The organism is Rhodosalinus sp. K401, assembly GCF_041365735.1.
Classification (GTDB): domain Bacteria; phylum Pseudomonadota; class Alphaproteobacteria; order Rhodobacterales; family Rhodobacteraceae; genus Rhodosalinus.
On the sequence record NZ_JBGFSI010000004.1, the window covers coordinates 218590 to 235215 of the forward strand.

General features: G+C 69.9%; 10 protein-coding genes. 5 read left to right on the plus strand and 5 right to left on the minus strand.

Features of this window, described 5'->3' with window-relative positions; all coding sequences use genetic code 11:
* Positions 1-53 precede the first annotated feature (53 nt).
* Together recQ and yaaA are read left to right on the plus strand one after the other, a co-directional pair.
* The gene (gene recQ / locus AB6A66_RS07010; RefSeq protein WP_371055319.1) at positions 54-2099 is read left to right on the plus strand and encodes a DNA helicase RecQ; all 2046 of its coding nucleotides are present in this window, start codon (positions 54-56) and stop codon (positions 2097-2099) included.
* A gap of 31 nt (positions 2100-2130) precedes the next feature.
* Positions 2131-2913 carry a peroxide stress protein YaaA gene (yaaA, locus tag AB6A66_RS07015; RefSeq protein WP_371055320.1) on the plus strand — a complete coding sequence of 261 codons (783 nt, stop codon included), beginning with the start codon at positions 2131-2133 and terminating at the stop codon, positions 2911-2913.
* 57 nt (positions 2914-2970) lie between these two features.
* On the opposite strand, the gene AB6A66_RS07020 is transcribed toward yaaA, so the two are convergent.
* The 4 genes from AB6A66_RS07020 to secA form a co-directional block, all read right to left on the minus strand.
* Positions 2971-5550 (minus strand): response regulator, encoded by a 2580-nt coding sequence (locus AB6A66_RS07020; protein WP_371055321.1) that lies wholly within the window; start codon positions 5548-5550, stop codon positions 2971-2973.
* Between the two features lie 126 nt (positions 5551-5676).
* On the minus strand, positions 5677-7242 hold the full coding sequence (locus tag AB6A66_RS07025) for a substrate-binding domain-containing protein (protein WP_371055322.1): 1566 nt from the start codon (positions 7240-7242) through the stop codon (positions 5677-5679).
* A gap of 22 nt (positions 7243-7264) precedes the next feature.
* Entirely contained in the window at positions 7265-8299 is a 1035-nt protein-coding gene (locus tag AB6A66_RS07030) for a hypothetical protein (protein WP_371055323.1), read from the minus strand.
* Between the two features lie 138 nt (positions 8300-8437).
* Complete coding sequence (gene secA, locus AB6A66_RS07035; protein WP_371055324.1) at positions 8438-11203, minus strand: preprotein translocase subunit SecA; 2766 nt, start codon at positions 11201-11203, stop codon at positions 8438-8440.
* Between the two features lie 177 nt (positions 11204-11380).
* On the opposite strand from secA, the gene AB6A66_RS07040 reads away from it, so the two are divergent.
* From AB6A66_RS07040 to mutT, 3 genes are read left to right on the plus strand one after another with little or no spacing between them, the layout of a single operon-like run.
* Positions 11381-12238 (plus strand): peptidylprolyl isomerase, encoded by an 858-nt coding sequence (locus AB6A66_RS07040; RefSeq protein ID WP_371055325.1) that lies wholly within the window; start codon positions 11381-11383, stop codon positions 12236-12238.
* Positions 12239-12241: 3 nt separating this feature from the next.
* Positions 12242-13471, plus strand: a complete 1230-nt coding sequence (argJ, locus tag AB6A66_RS07045) for a bifunctional glutamate N-acetyltransferase/amino-acid acetyltransferase ArgJ (protein ID WP_371055326.1) — start codon at positions 12242-12244, stop codon at positions 13469-13471.
* Positions 13468-13869: an 8-oxo-dGTP diphosphatase MutT gene (gene mutT / locus AB6A66_RS07050; RefSeq protein WP_371038053.1), complete on the plus strand. Its 402-nt coding sequence runs from the start codon at positions 13468-13470 to the stop codon at positions 13867-13869. The genes argJ and mutT overlap by 4 nt, the downstream gene beginning before the upstream one ends.
* Positions 13870-14133: 264 nt before the next feature.
* Here mutT and infB read toward each other — a convergent pair whose 3' ends face one another.
* Positions 14134-16620, minus strand: a complete 2487-nt coding sequence (infB, locus tag AB6A66_RS07055) for a translation initiation factor IF-2 (RefSeq protein WP_371055327.1) — start codon at positions 16618-16620, stop codon at positions 14134-14136.
* Positions 16621-16626: the final 6 nt, after the last annotated feature.

Here is a 16626-nt window from a genome sequence, read left to right on the forward strand (position 1 = left end):
CACGGGGTTACGATCACCTGCAAGAGCAGCCGCAAAAAACCACGACAGGCCCAATGACGGACCCCACAGCGCTCCTGCGCGAGGTATTCGGATTCGACGCGTTCCGCCCCGGCCAGGCGGAAATCGTGGAAGCGGTCGCGTCGGGACGCGACGTGCTGGCCATCATGCCCACCGGCGGCGGCAAGTCGCTTTGCTTCCAGCTTCCCGCGCTCATGCGGGACGGGCTGACGGTGGTCATCTCGCCCCTCATCGCACTGATGCGCGACCAGGTGCGCGGGCTTCGCGCCGCAGGCGTCAGCGCGGGGGCGCTCACCTCCGGCAACACCGAGGAAGAGACCCGCGCCGTCCACGAGGCGCTGGAGGAGGGGCGGCTTCGGCTGCTCTACCTCGCGCCCGAACGTCTCGCATCGTCCGGAACACTGCGGATGCTGCGCCGGGCGAACGCCATCGCCATCGCCGTGGACGAAGCCCACTGCGTCAGCCAGTGGGGTCACGACTTCCGGCCCGACTACCTGCGGATCGGCACGCTTCGGCGCGATCTCGGCGTCCCGCTAGCCGCCTTCACGGCCACCGCGGACGAGGAAACGCAAGCCGAGATCGTCTCCCGACTCTTCGACGATGCCGTGCCGGACATCTTCCTGCGCGGCTTCGACCGGCCCAACATCCACCTCGCCTTCCGCCCGAAGAACCAGCCGCGCCGGCAGATCCTCGATTTCGCCGATGCCCGGCGCGGACTTTCGGGGATCGTCTATTGCGGCACGCGGACGAAGACCGAAAGCCTCGCCGCCGCGCTCGGCGAGGCGGGTCATGCCGCGGCGGCCTATCACGGCGGGATGGAGGCGGAGGCCCGCCGCGCGGTGGAGGCGCGCTTCGCGAACGAGGACGGGCTGATCGTGGTGGCCACGGTCGCCTTCGGCATGGGGGTGGACAAGCCCGACATCCGCTGGGTGGCCCACGCCGACCTGCCGAAATCCATCGAAGCCTACTACCAGGAAATCGGCCGCGCCGGGCGCGACGGCGCGCCGGCCGAGACGCTCACCCTCTACGGCCCCGACGACATCCGCCTGCGCCGCGCACAGATCGACGAGGGGCTCGCCCCGCCCGAGCGGCGCGCCGCCGATCACGGGCGGCTCAACGCGCTGCTGGGACTCGCCGAGGCGCTCGGCTGCCGGCGGCAGAGGCTGCTGGCCTATTTCGGGGAGGAGGCCGCCCCGTGCGGCCATTGCGATCTCTGCGACACGCCACCCGAGCGCTTCGACGGCACGGAGGCCGCGCGCAAGGCGCTCTCGGCCGCGCTGCGCACCGACGAACGCTTCGGCGCGGGCCACCTGATCGACATCCTCCTCGGCGCCGAAAACGACAGGATCCGGCAGCGCGGGCACGACCGGCTGCCCACATACGGCGTCGGGCGCGAATTCTCGAAACCCGAATGGCAGGCGATCTTCCGGCAACTCATGGGGCGCGACCTGCTGCGCCCCGATCCCGAGCGCCACGGCGCACTGGTGATGACGGAGGCCGCAAGGCCCGTGCTGCGCGGGGAGGAAGCCGTCGAATTGCGCCGCGACACGTTGCGCGAAACGCGCCCCAGGCCGGCGCCGCGCGCACTCGTGGCCGAGGAGGACGCAGGGCTTCTGGCCGCGCTCAAGGCCCGGCGGCGCGCGCTTGCCGAGGCCGCGGGTGTGCCCGCCTACATCGTCTTTCCCGACCGCACGCTGATCGAGATGGCCGAACGCCGCCCCTCGACGCTGGACGAGATGGCGGGCGTGCCGGGCGTGGGCGCGAAGAAGCTCGAAAGCTACGGCGCGGCCTTCCTCGAGGTGATCGCGGGCGAGGTGCAGGCGATGCATCCGACCCGCCGCAAGCTCGCGGGGCGGGCCGCCGGCACGCTCTACGACCGGCTGGCCGAGACGCAGAACCGTCTCGCCCGCGGGGCCGACGGCGTGGAGAAGCCGCTTTCCTGCACCAACAGCACGCTGCGCCACATCGCCGAGCGGCGTCCGGAAACGCTCGAGGCGCTCGCCCGGATCCCCGGCATGGGCGAGCAGAAGGTGGAACGCTTCGGACCGGCCTTTCTGGACGTTCTGCGCGCGGCGGACTAGATCGGCGGGGCGCAGCGGAAGAGGACATCCCATGCTCACCGTGATATCGCCCGCAAAGAAGATGGATATGACCCCGGTGGAGGTCGCCGGGACCACGGAACCCGCCTTCGCCGAGGACGCGGCGCAGCTCGCCAAGGTGGCGCGCGGCCTCGACGTGACCGGGCTGAAAAAGCTCATGGGCATCAGCGACGATCTCGCCCGGCTCAACCGGGACCGGTTCGCGGAATTCGGGGAACAGCCCCGCAAGCCCGCCGCGCTTGCCTTCGCGGGCGACACCTATCGCGGGCTCGAGGCGGGCACGCTCGACGCGGATGCGTTGCGCTGGGCCCAGGGGCATCTGCGCATCCTGTCCGGGCTTTACGGGCTGCTGCGCCCGCTCGACCTCATCGAACCCTACCGGCTGGAGATGGGCAGCCGCCTTGCGACCGAGCGGGGCCGCACGCTCTACGACTGGTGGGGCGCGCGCCTCGGGCACGCTCTGAAGGATACTGCGCGCGACGTGGGCGCCGTCGCGCTGGTGAACTGCGCGAGCCAGGAATATTTCGGCGCGGTGGATACGGACGCGCTCGGCCTGCCCGTCATCACGCCGGTCTTCCTGGAGGACCGCGAGGGGGGCCCGAAGGTCGTGAGCTTCTACGCGAAGCAGGCGCGCGGTGCGATGGCCCGCTTCATCGTGGAGAACCGGCTGACCGATCCCGAGGCGCTGGCGGAGTTCGACAGCGGCGGCTACGCCTTCGCGCCGGAGCTGTCGAAGCCGGGGCAGCCCGCCTTCCTGCGCGGCGCCGAGGCGGAGGCCCGAAAGCGGTCCGCCTGACCCGCAGGTCAAGCGGTTTCGAATCGCGCCGGACGCCGCGCGGGGGACGAAGGCCGTTCACCCGCCCCGGCAGGTCGGACACTCGGGCCGGGGCTGGCGGGCGGCCTGCCCGTTCTTCGTGGTCTCGCCGGCGCGCATGTCCCCGCGCGGCGCTTCGGGGCGGCGCGCCTCCTCGGGGCAGTGGGCGAGGATCGTCTCGACCAGCGCCGCTTTCCGGATCGGCTTCGTGAGGTAGCCGTCGATGCCCGCCTCCAGGATCGAATCCCGATCGTCCCGGAGCGCGTGGGCCGTCACCGCCACGATGGGAACGCGGCGGTCCTTGCCGTCCTCCCTGCGGCGGATTTCCCGCGCGGCGTCGCGGCCGTCCATCTCCGGCATCGAGATGTCCATCAGGATCAGATCGGGCGCGAAACGCCCGTGCGCTTCCAGCGCCTCGGTTCCGTTCACCGCGAATTCGAGGTCGAGGTCGAGGTTCTTCAGCATCTTGGACAGCACGAGCCGGTTGGTGCCGTTGTCCTCCGCGACGAGGACGCGCATCGCGCGCCCGGGCGCGGCCTGCACCGGCGCGGGCGTGCCGAGGGCGCAGAGCCGCTCGAACAACGCATGCCGCGGCACCGGTTTCTGAAGCACGCCCTGAAGCCCGGCTTGCGCCATCTCGGCCTCGTCCACGCCCACCTCCGAGGACAGCAACAGCACCGGCATGTCGTGCCCGAGTTCGCGGAGCCGGCGGGCGAAGGCGAGCCCGTCGAGCCCGGGCATCCGGTGATCCGCGAGCACGAGATCGGGCGGCGGGTCGAGCAGCGCAAGCGCCGCCTCGGCGCTTGCGGCCGCGCGCAGTTCGAGCCCGAGGGCGGAGAGCTGCCTGACGAGGATCTCGCGGTTCACGTCGAGGTCATCCACCACGAGCGCCGTGCGGAGCATGGGCGGCAATTCCGGGGCGCCCACGGCCGGCGCCGCGATCGGCAACGTCACGCGGAAGCCGAAACAGGCGCCCTTGCCCCGTTCGCTGTGCACCCAGATCTCGCCGCCCATCAGACCGATCAGCCGTTTCGTGATCGACAGGCCCAGCCCGGTGCCCTCGAAGCGGCGGTCGCGGCCCTGCTCGATCTGGTTGAATTCGCCGAAGATGTGATCGACCTTTTCCGCGGCGATCCCGATACCGGTATCCTCGACCGTGACGTGCACGGCGGCCGCGCCCTCCCCGTCCTGAAATCCGGTGACCCGCACCAGGACATGGCCGGCGTCCGTGAACTTCACCGCGTTGCCGACGAGGTTCGTGAGAACCTGCCGCATGCGGCCCGGATCCCCGACGAGGCGGGTGGGCATGAAGAGGTCGTAGTCCACGAGAACGGCCAGCCCCTTGTCGCGGGCCGCGGGCTGCAGAAGTATCACGATCTCGTGGATGCAGCGTTCCAGGTCGAAGGGCTCGGGGTGAAGCGTCAGCTTGTCCGCCTCGATCTTGGAGAAATCCAGCACGTCGTTGATGATGACGAGAAGAGCCTCGCCCGAGCGCCGGATGGTGCCCACGTAGAGATGCTGCTCTTCGGTCAACTCGGTGTCCGACAGAAGCTCGGCCATTCCCACGACCCCGTTCATCGGCGTCCGGATCTCGTGGGTCAGGTTGGCCAGGAACGCCGACTTGGCGCGATTTGCCGCCTCGGCGCGTTCCGTCGCCACCTCGAGCGCGCGCTGCTGTTCCTTGAACTGGGTGATGTCCACCCGCAGGCCGACGCGCCCGCCGTCGGAGGTCAGGGTCTCGAAGATCCTGAGCCAGCGCCCGTCGTCGAGTTGCTGCTCGATCTCCCCCGGCGCGTTGCGGTGATGCTCCAGGCGTTCCTCGAGCCACGCCTCCTCGCGGCCGATGGCGTCGGCGTACTGTCCACGGGCAAGACCGTAGCGCAGGATATCCTCGAACCGCGCGCCGGGCACCATCGCGGGCGCGCTTCTGGCGTAGAGTTCCCGGTACCGCGCGTTGCAGGTGACAAGCCGGTCCTGCGCGTCATAGACGACGAAACCGTCGGGCAGCTCCTCGACGGCGGACCACATCCGCATCAGGTCGGTGATGTTGACCGCGAGCGTGACGAGCCCGCCATCGGGCATGCGCCGGTCCATGAGCTGCACGAACTGGCCGTTCCATAGCCGGATGGTCTCGGGCGGGATCTCGTCCATCTCCCAGCGGCCCAACATCCTTTCACGCCAGCGGGCCGGCGGCTCGTCCCGGAGATCGACGATGCCGTCCGCGATCATGACGTCCACGAGATGGGTGAAACTTGTCCCCGCGGCGATCGATTCGCGCCCGTCAAAGACAGACAGATAGGCGGCGTTGGCGAGAACCAGGCACCCGTCGGCGTCGAACATGGCGAAGCCGTCCCGGACCGTCTCGAGCGCGCTCCAGAGCTGCGTTTCGACGATGGCGATCTTTTCGTTGGCCCGGGTCAGATCCGACCTGACGCGCCGATTCTCGTCGCGCATGGTCGCGACCTCGGCGCGGGTTTCCACGATCTCGGCGGAAAGCTGCCGCGCCTGCCGGGCCAGCTTGCGGTTGGCCGCGAAGAGTTCCGTCTGCTTCTGTTCCAGAAGCCGCTCGGCGGCGAGCCGCGCGCGGCGTTCCTCGGCAAGCTTGCCGGTCAGATCCATCGGCGCCTGTCTCCCGACCCCGTTCTTCGGGCGGGAGGATGGCGCGGCGGGGTGAATCGCCGCTTAACGCGCGCGTTGCGCGCGGCCGACGCGCCGACCGGATCCGGGGTGGGCCTGCACCGGCCCTCAGCGCACCCAGACTTCGACGCGGCGGTTCACCTGCCGGCCCCAGGCGCTGTCGTCGCAGGCCATCGGCAGCGCCTCTCCGAAGGCCTCGACGTCCAGCGCCACCCGGTCGAGGTCGGCGCCGTCGGCGGCGGCGACCACCGCGGCGCGCACGGCCTCCGCGCGATCCATCCCGATCCGGCGGTTCCCGGCGGCCGGCCCCTGCCCGTCGCTGAAGCCCACGAAGACGATGCGGCGCGCGTCGTAGCGCCCCTCTTCCAGCGCCCGGGCGAGCTGTTCCACGTTCGAAAGCGACTGCGCGTCGAGACGGGCGGAGCCCGGGCGAAACCGGAAGGACGTGGTGAGACGGCGCATCAGCGCGAGCGTCTCGGCCATGCGCTGCAACTCGTCGAGGCCCACCTCGGGGCCGGCCTGAACGATGGCGTTCAGGAAGCGGTCGCCCTGTTCGGCCACCGGCACCTCCTCGGGGGCCTGGTCCACGAAGCCCGCGCGGCGGATGACGATCTGCGCCGGCCCGCTTCCCAGATAGCCCAGGAAATCGCGCCCGATCTTCGGCAGGCGCCGCGCGGGAAGGTAGAGAAAGAGCGGCGCGGTGAGCGGGTAATCCTCGGTCTTGATGGTGCGGCGCTCGGCCCGCAGCGTGAAGCCGCAGGCCCCCCGGACCGCCAGGGGCTGCGTGTTGCCCGTCTCGGCCAGGCTGGCGAGGCCGAGCGCCAGCGGGTCGTCCGCGACCGCGCGGGCCAGATCGGCGTCCGATGCATGGCGCAACGCCGTGCTGGACAGCAACAGGCCCGCATTCGCGAGAAGGCGGTCTTCGGCGGCCTGCGCCAGTCCCGACCCGGCATCGCGAAGATGCAGCACGATGGGCGCATCGGGCCCGCCCAGATCCTTCCAGTTGTCGATGATCCCGCCGAAGACGCGGGCGAGCTGGCGCATCGAAATCGCCCGCAGCGGATTCCCGGGCGCCACCACCGGCACCAGCGCGTCGAGGGCGAGCACGCGCGAGCGGCCCGCCGCGTCCAGATCGCCAAGGCCCGCCGCCGCGGCGAGCCGCGCCTCGGCGCCCCGGATCTCGCGGACCGCCATGGCGATGTCCGCCTCGTCCGCAAGCAGATCGGCGAACCCCTCGTCGGTGGTGGTGGCACGGATGCGAAAGCGGGCCACAGGTGTCCCGTCCTCGCCCTCTGTCAGGACATGTGTGACCTGGTCTTCGTCGGAGCGCTCTGTCCGGATGCCGTAACCGGAGCGCAGGGCGAACGCCTCGATCAGCGCGGGAAGCAGCACGTCGCCGGCGGAGGACGCGCCCGACAGGCGCAGCTCGGCCACGAAAGCCTCCAGGTTGGGGCACCCCGGCCCCTCGCAGCGGACACCCGAGCCGTCGACCGTCAGTTCGCCGTAAACGGTTTCGACCCGGTAGAACTCCCCGTCGAAGCCGAGCAACGTGCCCGAGATTTCCACCGCGCCGTCTGGCGAGCTCAGCGTCACGTCCTGCGCGGCCCCGCCATGCGGCATCACGGCAGCCGCTAGAAAAAGTGCGACGAAACCCGCCGCACGCCATGCCTTCATGTTTTCCCTCGGCCGAAACGCGTCAGTCGTTTCGGGCGAGTTTCAGGTCTGCGAAGGGGTTTTTCAACACCAGAAAGTCGCCCACGGCGCTGCAGGCCGGCATGAAAAGGGCGATGTCGCGGACCTCCAGCACCCCGTCACGCCGCACGAGGAGCTGCGCGTCGAGGTCCTTGCCGCAGTTCGCCTCCGTCACCTCGGCCTCGATGGTCACGAGGACGGACGGATCGCCGGGCGCGACACCTTCGGGGAAGGTGTACACTTCCGCGCCCAGCGCCGCGGGCATCGTGTCCCGCGCGAGCCGCACCAGGAACCCTTCGGACCCCGGCACACCCGCGCGGTCCGCGTGGACGTGCCCCTCTTCGCCGTAGCGCGCGCCGTTCTCGCGGGCATGGAGCGCGATGCCCGTATCGCCGCGCCACTGAAGCGCCACGCGCGCGCGGTCCTCCATGCCGTCGACCCTGGCCTGCGCGACCGCACCATCGCCGTTCGCGAAGGCCGCGATGAAGACTGCCGCCGGCGCGAAGGCCGGCATGTCGAGCGCGAGGGCCCCGGCCTCGTCGGTCACCGCCGTCGTCATCAGGCCGTTGTGGTGCAGGGTGACACGCTCTCCCGGCAGGCACGGCGCGTCGAGGTCGAGCCGGACCACGCCGCCCTCGGCCGGCGTGGCGGCGAAGCCGATCTCGCAGCCGGTCCCGGCGACGGCGCTTTCTTCCTGCTCCCGCGCGTCGATGACCGGCGCCTTGTCCGGCTGGGGCGCGACCGCCTTTTCGGGCAGGCCCGGCACGGGAAGCGGCCGGACCGCGTCGCGCGCGACCGGGGGCGCGGAGGTGAAGGTGATGCCGCTCAGGCTCGGGGCATCCGTCAGGTCGGGGGCGCTGAGGGCGCGGGGCCCTTCACCCGCTGGCCCGGACCCGTCGGCGAGGCCGTCGCCCCCCGTTCGTGCGCCATCGCGCTCGGATATCTGCGCGGGCAAGCCGCCCCACTGCATGACGGCGCCAATCCCCAGAGCGACGAGAACCGTCGCGCCTGACAGTATGAAGCGGTTCGACATCAGCATATTCGCCTCCTCGGCCCGCGGCAGACATACCACGCCCTGTGCAATCTTGGGTCATGTTTCCGTCCAATCGGGGCACCCATGAGGCGAGCGGGGGGATAGATTGGGGCGTTTTTACGCAACCGGGGGTCGCCTGCGCCGTCAGGCGAGGCGGCCGTGGCAGTGCTTGAACTTCTTGCCCGAGCCGCAGGGGCAGAGCTGATTCCGTCCCGGATCGCCCCAGGTGGACGGATCGGCCTCGTCGAAGCCGGCCGCCGGCTCCGCGGCAAGCTGGGGGGCGGCACCGGACGCAGCCGGTCGTGGCGGCGCGTCCGCGCCGGCCATCTCCGGCTGGGGCGCGGGGGCGTCGGGATGGGCCGCCTGCGCCGCCTGCGCCATCGCCGCGCGTTGCGCGCGGATCTCGTCGACCATCTGGCGCTGCTCCTCCTCCGTGAGCGGGCGGATCTGGCCGAGTTTCTGGGTGACGTCGGCGCGCAGACTGTCGAGCATGCTTTCGAAAAGCTGGAACGCCTCGGACTTGTACTCGTTGAGCGGATCGCGCTGCGCGTAGCCGCGGAACCCGACGACGGAGCGCAGGTGCTCGAGCGTCAGGAGGTGGTCGCGCCACTTTCCGTCGATGGTCTGAAGCAGGATCTGCTTCTCGATCTGGCGCATGTTCTCGGCGCCGAATTCCGTCGCCTTCCGGGCGATATGCTCGTCCGCCGCCTTTTCGAGCCGCTCGCGCATGACCTCCTGGTCGACCCCGTCCTCCTCGGCCCACTCCATCACGGGCACATCGATGCCGAGCTTTTCGATCGCCGCCGCGTAAAGCCCCTCGGCGTCCCACTGGTCGGCGTAGGTCTTGGGCGGCAGGTAGGTGTCGACGAGATCGTCCACGACCTGGTGGCGCATGTCGCGCACCACGTCGGACAGATCCTCCGCCTCCATGATCTCGCGCCGCTGGCTGAAGATGACCTTGCGCTGGTCGTTCATCACGTCGTCGAACTTCAGCAGCTGCTTGCGGATGTCGAAGTTGCGCCCCTCGACCTTCGCCTGCGCCCGCTCGAGGCTCTTGTTCACCCAGGGGTGGATGATGGCCTCGCCCTCCTGAAGCCCGAGCCGGGCAAGCATCTTTTCCAGCCGTTCGGAGCCGAAGATGCGCAGCAGGTCATCCTCGAGGCTGAGGAAGAAGGAGGACCGCCCGGGATCGCCCTGGCGGCCGGACCGGCCGCGCAGCTGGTTGTCGATCCGGCGGCTCTCGTGGCGCTCGGTGGCCAGGACGTAAAGGCCGCCCGCCTCGATGACCTTGCGCTTCTCCTCGGCGTGCTTGGCCGCGATGCGGGCGCGCAGCGCGTCGGGCTCCGCCTCCGGATCCGCGGCGAGTTCCTCCATGACCTGCATGTCGACATTGCCGCCGAGCTGGATGTCGGTGCCCCGGCCGGCCATGTTCGTCGCGATGGTGACCGCGCCGAGGCGGCCCGCGTCCGCGACGATCTGCGCCTCCTTCTCGTGCTGGCGCGCGTTCAGCACGTTGTGCGGGATCTTCTCTTTCTCCAGCAGCGTCGAAAGCGCCTCGGACTTCTCGATCGACGTCGTGCCGACGAGGACCGGCTGCCCCTTCTCGTGCGCCTTGCGGATCTCCTCGACGATGGCGGCATACTTTTCGCGGCCGGTGCGGTAGACCTGATCGTCCTCGTCCGTCCGCGCGATCGGCTTGTTCGTCGGGACCTCGACGACGCCAAGCCCGTAGATCTCTCCGAACTCCTCGGCCTCGGTCGAGGCGGTGCCGGTCATGCCGGAGAGCTTGTCGTAAAGGCGGAAATAGTTCTGGAAGGTGATCGAGGCGAGGGTGACGTTCTCCGGCCGGATCTCGCAGCCTTCCTTGGCTTCGATCGCTTGGTGCAGACCGTCTGACAGGCGCCGGCCCGGCATCATCCGCCCCGTGAACTCGTCGATGAGCACCACTTCGCCATCGCGGACGATGTAGTCCTTGTCCCTGGTGTAGAGCTTGTGCGCGCGCAGGCCCTGGTTGACGTGGTGAACGACCGTCGTGCTCTCGGGGTCGTAGAGCGAGCGGCCCTCCTCGAGCAGGCCGCGTTCGTGGAGCAACTCCTCGAGGAACTCGTTGCCCTCGTCGGTGAAGGTGACGGTGCGCGTCTTCTCGTCGATCGAGAAATGCTCGTCCTTGAGGTCGGGGATCAGCCGGTCGACCGAGACGTAGAGCTCGGACCGGTCCTGGCTCGGGCCCGAGATGATGAGGGGCGTCCGCGCCTCGTCGATCAGGATCGAGTCGACCTCGTCGACGATCGCGTAATAGTGGCCGCGCTGGTACATCTCCTTGAGCGACGACTTCATGTTGTCGCGCAGATAGTCGAAGCCCAGCTCGTTGTTGGTGGCATAGGTGATGTCGGCCTCGTAGGCGGCGCGCTTCTCCTCGTGATCCTGCATCGGCACGACCACGCCGGTGGTCAGGCCCAGCGCGCCGTAGACCTTGCCCATCCACTCCGCGTCGCGCCGGGCGAGGTAGTCGTTCACGGTGACGATGTGCACGCCGCGCCCCGTCAGCGCGTTCAGGTAGGCGGGCAGGGTCGCGACCAGCGTCTTGCCCTCGCCGGTCTTCATCTCGGCGATGTTGCCCTGGTGCAGGAAGATGCCGCCCATGAGCTGGACGTCGAAGGCGCGCAGACCCAACGCGCGCCGGCCCGCCTCGCGGCAGGCGGCGAACGCCTCGGGCAGCAGGTCGTCGAGCGACTCGCCATCGCCATGGCGCTTCTTGAATTCGGCGGTCTTCGCGGTGAGCGCGTCGTCGGAAAGCGCCTGCATCTCGGGTTCCAGCGCGTTGATCCTGTCGATCAGCGGGCGGGTCGCCTTGATCTTCCGGTCGTTCGGCGTGCCGAACACCTTTCTGGCGATACGTCCGAGGCCCATGCGTGATGTCTCCGTCCTTGGCTGACGTTCTGGTGGCGCCGCATCGGCTTGCCCGTCCGATCCGGAGCCCATAGGTGTTGGGGGAAGACGGCGCCGACTGGCCTTGGCCATCGGATGTAAGCGGCGCCTGTTTGAGTGTCAACGCCGCCCCCCGCGGCCCGCCCGGAAGGAAACCCCATGATCGCTCCGATTCGCTCTCTCGCCGCCACGCTCGCGCTCGCCGTCGCGCTGCCCGCCACGGCCCAGGACACCGCCGCGACGCCGGACGCCGACACCGTCGTCGCCACCGTCAACGGCCAGGAGATCACGCTGGGGCACATGGTGGTCGCGCGGACGTCCCTGCCGCAGCAGTATCGGCAACTTCCCGACGACGTGCTCTTCGAGGGGATCCTCGACCAGATGATCCAGCAGACGCTTCTGGCCCAGCAGACCGGCGACACCCTGTCGACGCGGGCGCGAGTCGCGCTCGAGAACGAGCGCCGCCTGCTCAGGGCCGGCGACGCGGTCGAAACCATCATCGGCGAGGTCGTGACCGACGAGGCGCTGCGCGCCGCCTACGAGGCGCGCTTCGCCGATGCCGATCTCGGCACCGAGTACAACGCCTCGCACATTCTGGTGGAGACGGAAGAGGAGGCCCGCGATCTCGTCCGCCAGCTCGAGCAGGGCGTGGATTTCGGCGAACTGGCCATGGCGCATTCCACCGGCCCCTCCGGCCCGTCGGGCGGCGAGCTTGGCTGGTTCGGACCCGGGATGATGGTGCCGCCCTTCGAGGAAGCCGTGATGGCGATGGAGGTGGGCGCGGTGTCCGAGCCCGTCGAGACGCAGTTCGGCTGGCACGTCATCACGCTCAACGACACGCGGAGCCAGGCGGCGCCGCCGCTCGACGAGGTCCGCGAGGAACTGGCCGAGGAGATCCGCCAGGCCGCGGTGACCGAACGGCTGGAGGCGCTGCGCGCCGAGGCCGAGATCACGATGCCCGACGAGGGGGCGATGGATCCCTCCGCGCTGAGCGACACCTCGATGCTGGAGAACTGACGGATGGGCGCCACGCCGCCGCGCTCGCCGCTTGCGCCCGACCGTTTCCCGGACCTGCCCGATGTCGCGGGCGTGGAGCTTGCCGTCGCCTCGGCCGGCGTCCGTTACGCCGGGCGCGACGACGTGATGCTTGCGCGCCTCGCGTCCGGCAGCACCGTGGCGGGCGTCTTCACGCGCTCCGCGACGCGCGCCGCGCCGGTCCTCGACTGTGAGGCGAAGATCGCCGGGGACGACCGGGCCGGCGCGGCCTTCCTCGTCAACGCGGGCAACGCCAATGCCTTCACCGGGAAGGCCGGCGCGGCCGCGGTGGACGCCCTGACCGGCGCAGTGGCCGAGGCGGCGGGACTTCCCGCGCGCCGCGTCTTCACCGCCTCCACCGGCGTGATCGGCGAGCCGCTCCCGCACGAGCGCATCCGCGCCCGGCTCGACACGCTGACCGACGCCCTGGCCCCGGGCGGCTGGGAGGCCGCGGCCCGCGCGATCATGACGACCGACACCTTCCCCAAGGGCGCGGGCGCGCAGGTCGAGGTCGACGGGCGGACGGTCTCCATCTCGGGGATCGCGAAAGGCTCGGGCATGATCGCCCCCGACATGGCCACGATGCTCGTCTTCCTGTTCACCGACGCGGCGGTGGACCGGCCCGTGCTGCAATCCATCGTGGCCGAACTGACTGACCGGACCTTCAACTGCATCACGGTGGACGGCGACACCTCCACCTCGGACACGCTGCTGATGGGCGCCACCGGGGCGAGCGGGGCGCGGGTCTGGGCCGACACCCACGCCTTCCGCGAAGCGCTCGGGATGGTGATGCTCGACCTCGCGCAGCAGGTCGTGCGCGACGGCGAGGGCGCGACGAAATTCGTCGAGGTCACGGTGACCGGCGCCACCTCGCGCAGCGACGCGCGGCGCCACGCCATGTCGATCGCCAACTCTCCGCTGGTGAAGACCGCGATCGCGGGCGAGGACGCGAACTGGGGGCGCGTGGTGATGGCCGTCGGGAAATCGGGCGCCCCGGCCGACCGCGACCTTCTGGCGATCCGCTTCGGCGACATCCTCGTGGCCGAGAAGGGCTGGGTGGCCGAAAGCTACGACGAGGCCGCCGCGGCGGAGTACATGAAAGGGCAGGAATTGCGGATCTCCGTGGATCTCGGCCTGGGGGAAGGCCGCGCCACGGTGTGGACCTGCGACCTGACCCACGGCTACATCGACATCAACGCGGATTACCGCTCGTGACGACGGTCGTGCTCGTCGCCGCCGTGGCGCTGGTGGACCGGGACGGCCGTGTGCTGCTCACCCAACGCCCCGAGGGCAAGCCGATGGCGGGGCTCTGGGAATTTCCGGGCGGCAAGGTGGAACCAGGCGAGACGCCCGAGGCCGCGCTCATCCGGGAGCTGCGCGAGGAGATCGCCATCGACACGGAAGAAAGCTGTCTCGCGCCTCTGACCTTCGCCAGCCACGGCTATGCCGATTTTCACCTGCTCATGCCGCTCTTCGCGTGCCGGAAATGGGAGGGCGTGCCCGTCGGCCAGGAGGGGCAGCGCCTTTCCTGGGCACGCGCGGCGGAGCTGCGGGACTATCCCATGCCGCCCGCCGATGTCCCGCTGATACCGATTCTCCGCGACTGGCTCTAGCGGCCGCTGACGCTCGCGCGACACGGACGGCGCGAAAATCCCGTGGCAGGTCAATAGCGGTGTCGGGACGACCCCGCCAGGTCGTGCGCGCCGGACAAGCACAACGGCGATGCCGCCGCGCCTTTGGGCGTAACCTGCCGAGAATGGGCGGTGGCGGACTCACCGCGCTTGCGCAACACAAACACCCAAGGCCCGCGATGCCGACACGAAAACGCCCGGCCGATGATACGGCCGGGCGCTCCCTTACGCGTTTTCTTCCGCGGCTCAGTCCAGCTTGCGCTCGACTTCGGTGCGCTCGAAGATCTCGATGACGTCGCCTTCGCGGATGTCCTCGTATTTCTCGAAGGCCATGCCGCACTCCTGACCCGACTGAACTTCCGGCACCTCGTCCTTGAAGCGCTTGAGCGTCTTCAGCGTGCCCTCGTGGATCACCACGTCGTCGCGCAGGAGGCGCACACCGGCGGACCGGCGCGCCACGCCCTCGGTGACGAGGCAGCCCGCCACCTTGCCGACGCCCGACACCTTGAAGACCTGCCGGATCTCCGCGTAGCCGATGAAGTTCTCGCGCACCTCGGCCGAAAGAAGTCCGGACGCTGCCGCCTTCACGTCGTCCACCAGGTCGTAGATCACCGAGTAGTAGCGGATCTCCACGCCCTTCTGGTTGGCGGAGTTGCGCGCCGGCGCGTTGGCGCGCACGTTGAAGCCGATCACCGGCGCGCCGGAGGCTTCCGCGAGGCCGACATCGGTTTCGGTGATGGCGCCGACGCCCGAGTGCAGCACGCGCACGCGCACCTCTTCGTTGCCGACCTTCTCCAGCGCTTGGACGATCGCCTCGGCAGAGCCCTGCACGTCGGCCTTCACGATCACCGGAAGCTCGGTGACGTTCTCGTCTTCCTTGGCCTTGGCCAGAAGCTGCTCGAGAGAGGTCGCGGCACCGGCGGCGGCGCGCTTCTCCTTCGCCTTCTCCTGGCGGTACTCGGCGATCTCGCGCGCCTGCGCCTCGGCCTCTACGACGTTGAGCACGTCGCCGGCTTCCGGGGTGCCGTTGATGCCGAGCACTTCGACCGGCACGGAGGGGCCGGCCTCCTTCACGCGCTCGCCCTTGTCGTTCACGAGCGCGCGCACCTTGCCCCACTGCTCGCCGACGACGAAGATGTCGCCCTGGCGCAGGGTGCCTTTCTGGACGAGCACCGTCGCCACCGGCCCGCGGCCGACGTCGAGCTGGGCCTCGATCACCGCGCCTTCGGCGGCGCGGTCCGGGTTCGCCTGAAGCTCCAGGATCTCCGCTTGCAGCGCGATCGCCTCGAGCAGCGTGCCGAGGCCCTTGCCGGTGATGGCGGAGACTTCGACGTCCTGCACGTCGCCGGACAGCTTCTCGACGATCACCTCGTGCTGGAGAAGATCGGTCCGCACCTTGTCCGGGTTCGCCTCCGGCTTGTCGCACTTGTTGATGGCGACGATCATCGGCACCTTCGCCGCCTTGGCGTGGTTGATGGCCTCGATGGTCTGCGGCATCACCGCGTCGTCGGCCGCCACCACCAGGACCACGATGTCGGTCACATGTGCGCCGCGCGAGCGCATCGAGGTGAAGGCCGCGTGGCCCGGCGTGTCGAGGAAGGTCAGCGCGTCGCCGTTGGGCGCCTCGACCTGGTAGGCGCCGATGTGCTGGGTGATTCCCCCCGCTTCGCCGGAGACGACCTTGGCCTCGCGAATCGCGTCGAGCAGCGAGGTCTTGCCGTGATCGACGTGCCCCATCACGGTGATGACCGGCGGGCGCGGTTTCAGGTCGGCGGACTTGTCCTCCACCTCCTTGATCACGTCCTCCACGTCGGCGTCCGAAACGCGCACGACCTTGTGGCCGAACTCCTCGATGATGAGTTCGGCGGTGTCGGCGTCGATCACCTGGTTCTGCGTGACCATCATGCCATTCTGCATGAGCGCCTTGACCACGTCGGCCACGCGCTCGGCCATGCGGTTGGCGAGTTCCGACACGACGATCGTCTCGGGAAGCTGGACGTCGCGCACCACCTTCTCGCGCGGGGCCTGCTGGCCCATCGCCTTCTGGCGGGCGCGCTCCTGCTTGCGCTTCATCGCGGCGAGCGATTTCTGGCGCCCGCCCTCTCCGCCGGCCAGCGCCTGGTTCAGGGTCAGCTTGCCGGAGCGGCGCGCGCTGTCGCGTTCGCTCTTGCGATTCTTCGCCTCTCGGGGCTCTTCCCGCTCCTTCTTGCGGGCGACCGGCGGGACCGCCTTGGCGGGCTTGGCCACGTCGCCGGGCTCGGCAGGCGGTTGCGGCTGCTTCGCGCGCTCCGCCTCGGCCCGGCGCTGTTCTTCCTCCTCGGCCTTCTGGCGCGCGCGCTCCTCGGCCTCGCGCTGCTCGCGCTCCTTGGCCTCCTGTTCCGCGCGGCGGCGCTCACGCTCCTCGGCGCGGCGGCGCTCTTCTTCCTCGCGCTCCTTCGCCTCTTCGGTTTCGCGCGCCTTGGCGGCCTGCAACGCCTTGAGACGACGGTCCATTTCCGCTTCGGAAATGCCGCCCGGACGTTTCGCGCCGCCGGCGGACGGCGTGGTGCCGCTGCCGCCGGCGCCGCCGGCGCCGCCGCTCTTGGCCGCGGAGGGTTTCGGCACGACCACGCGCTTGCGCTTCGTCTCCACCACGACGTTCTTCGTCCTGCCGTGGCTGAAGCTCTGTTTCACGCTGCCCGAACGCGGGCCGCTCCGCAGCCCGAGGGTCTTCTTGCCGTCGTTCTCGCTCATAAAGCC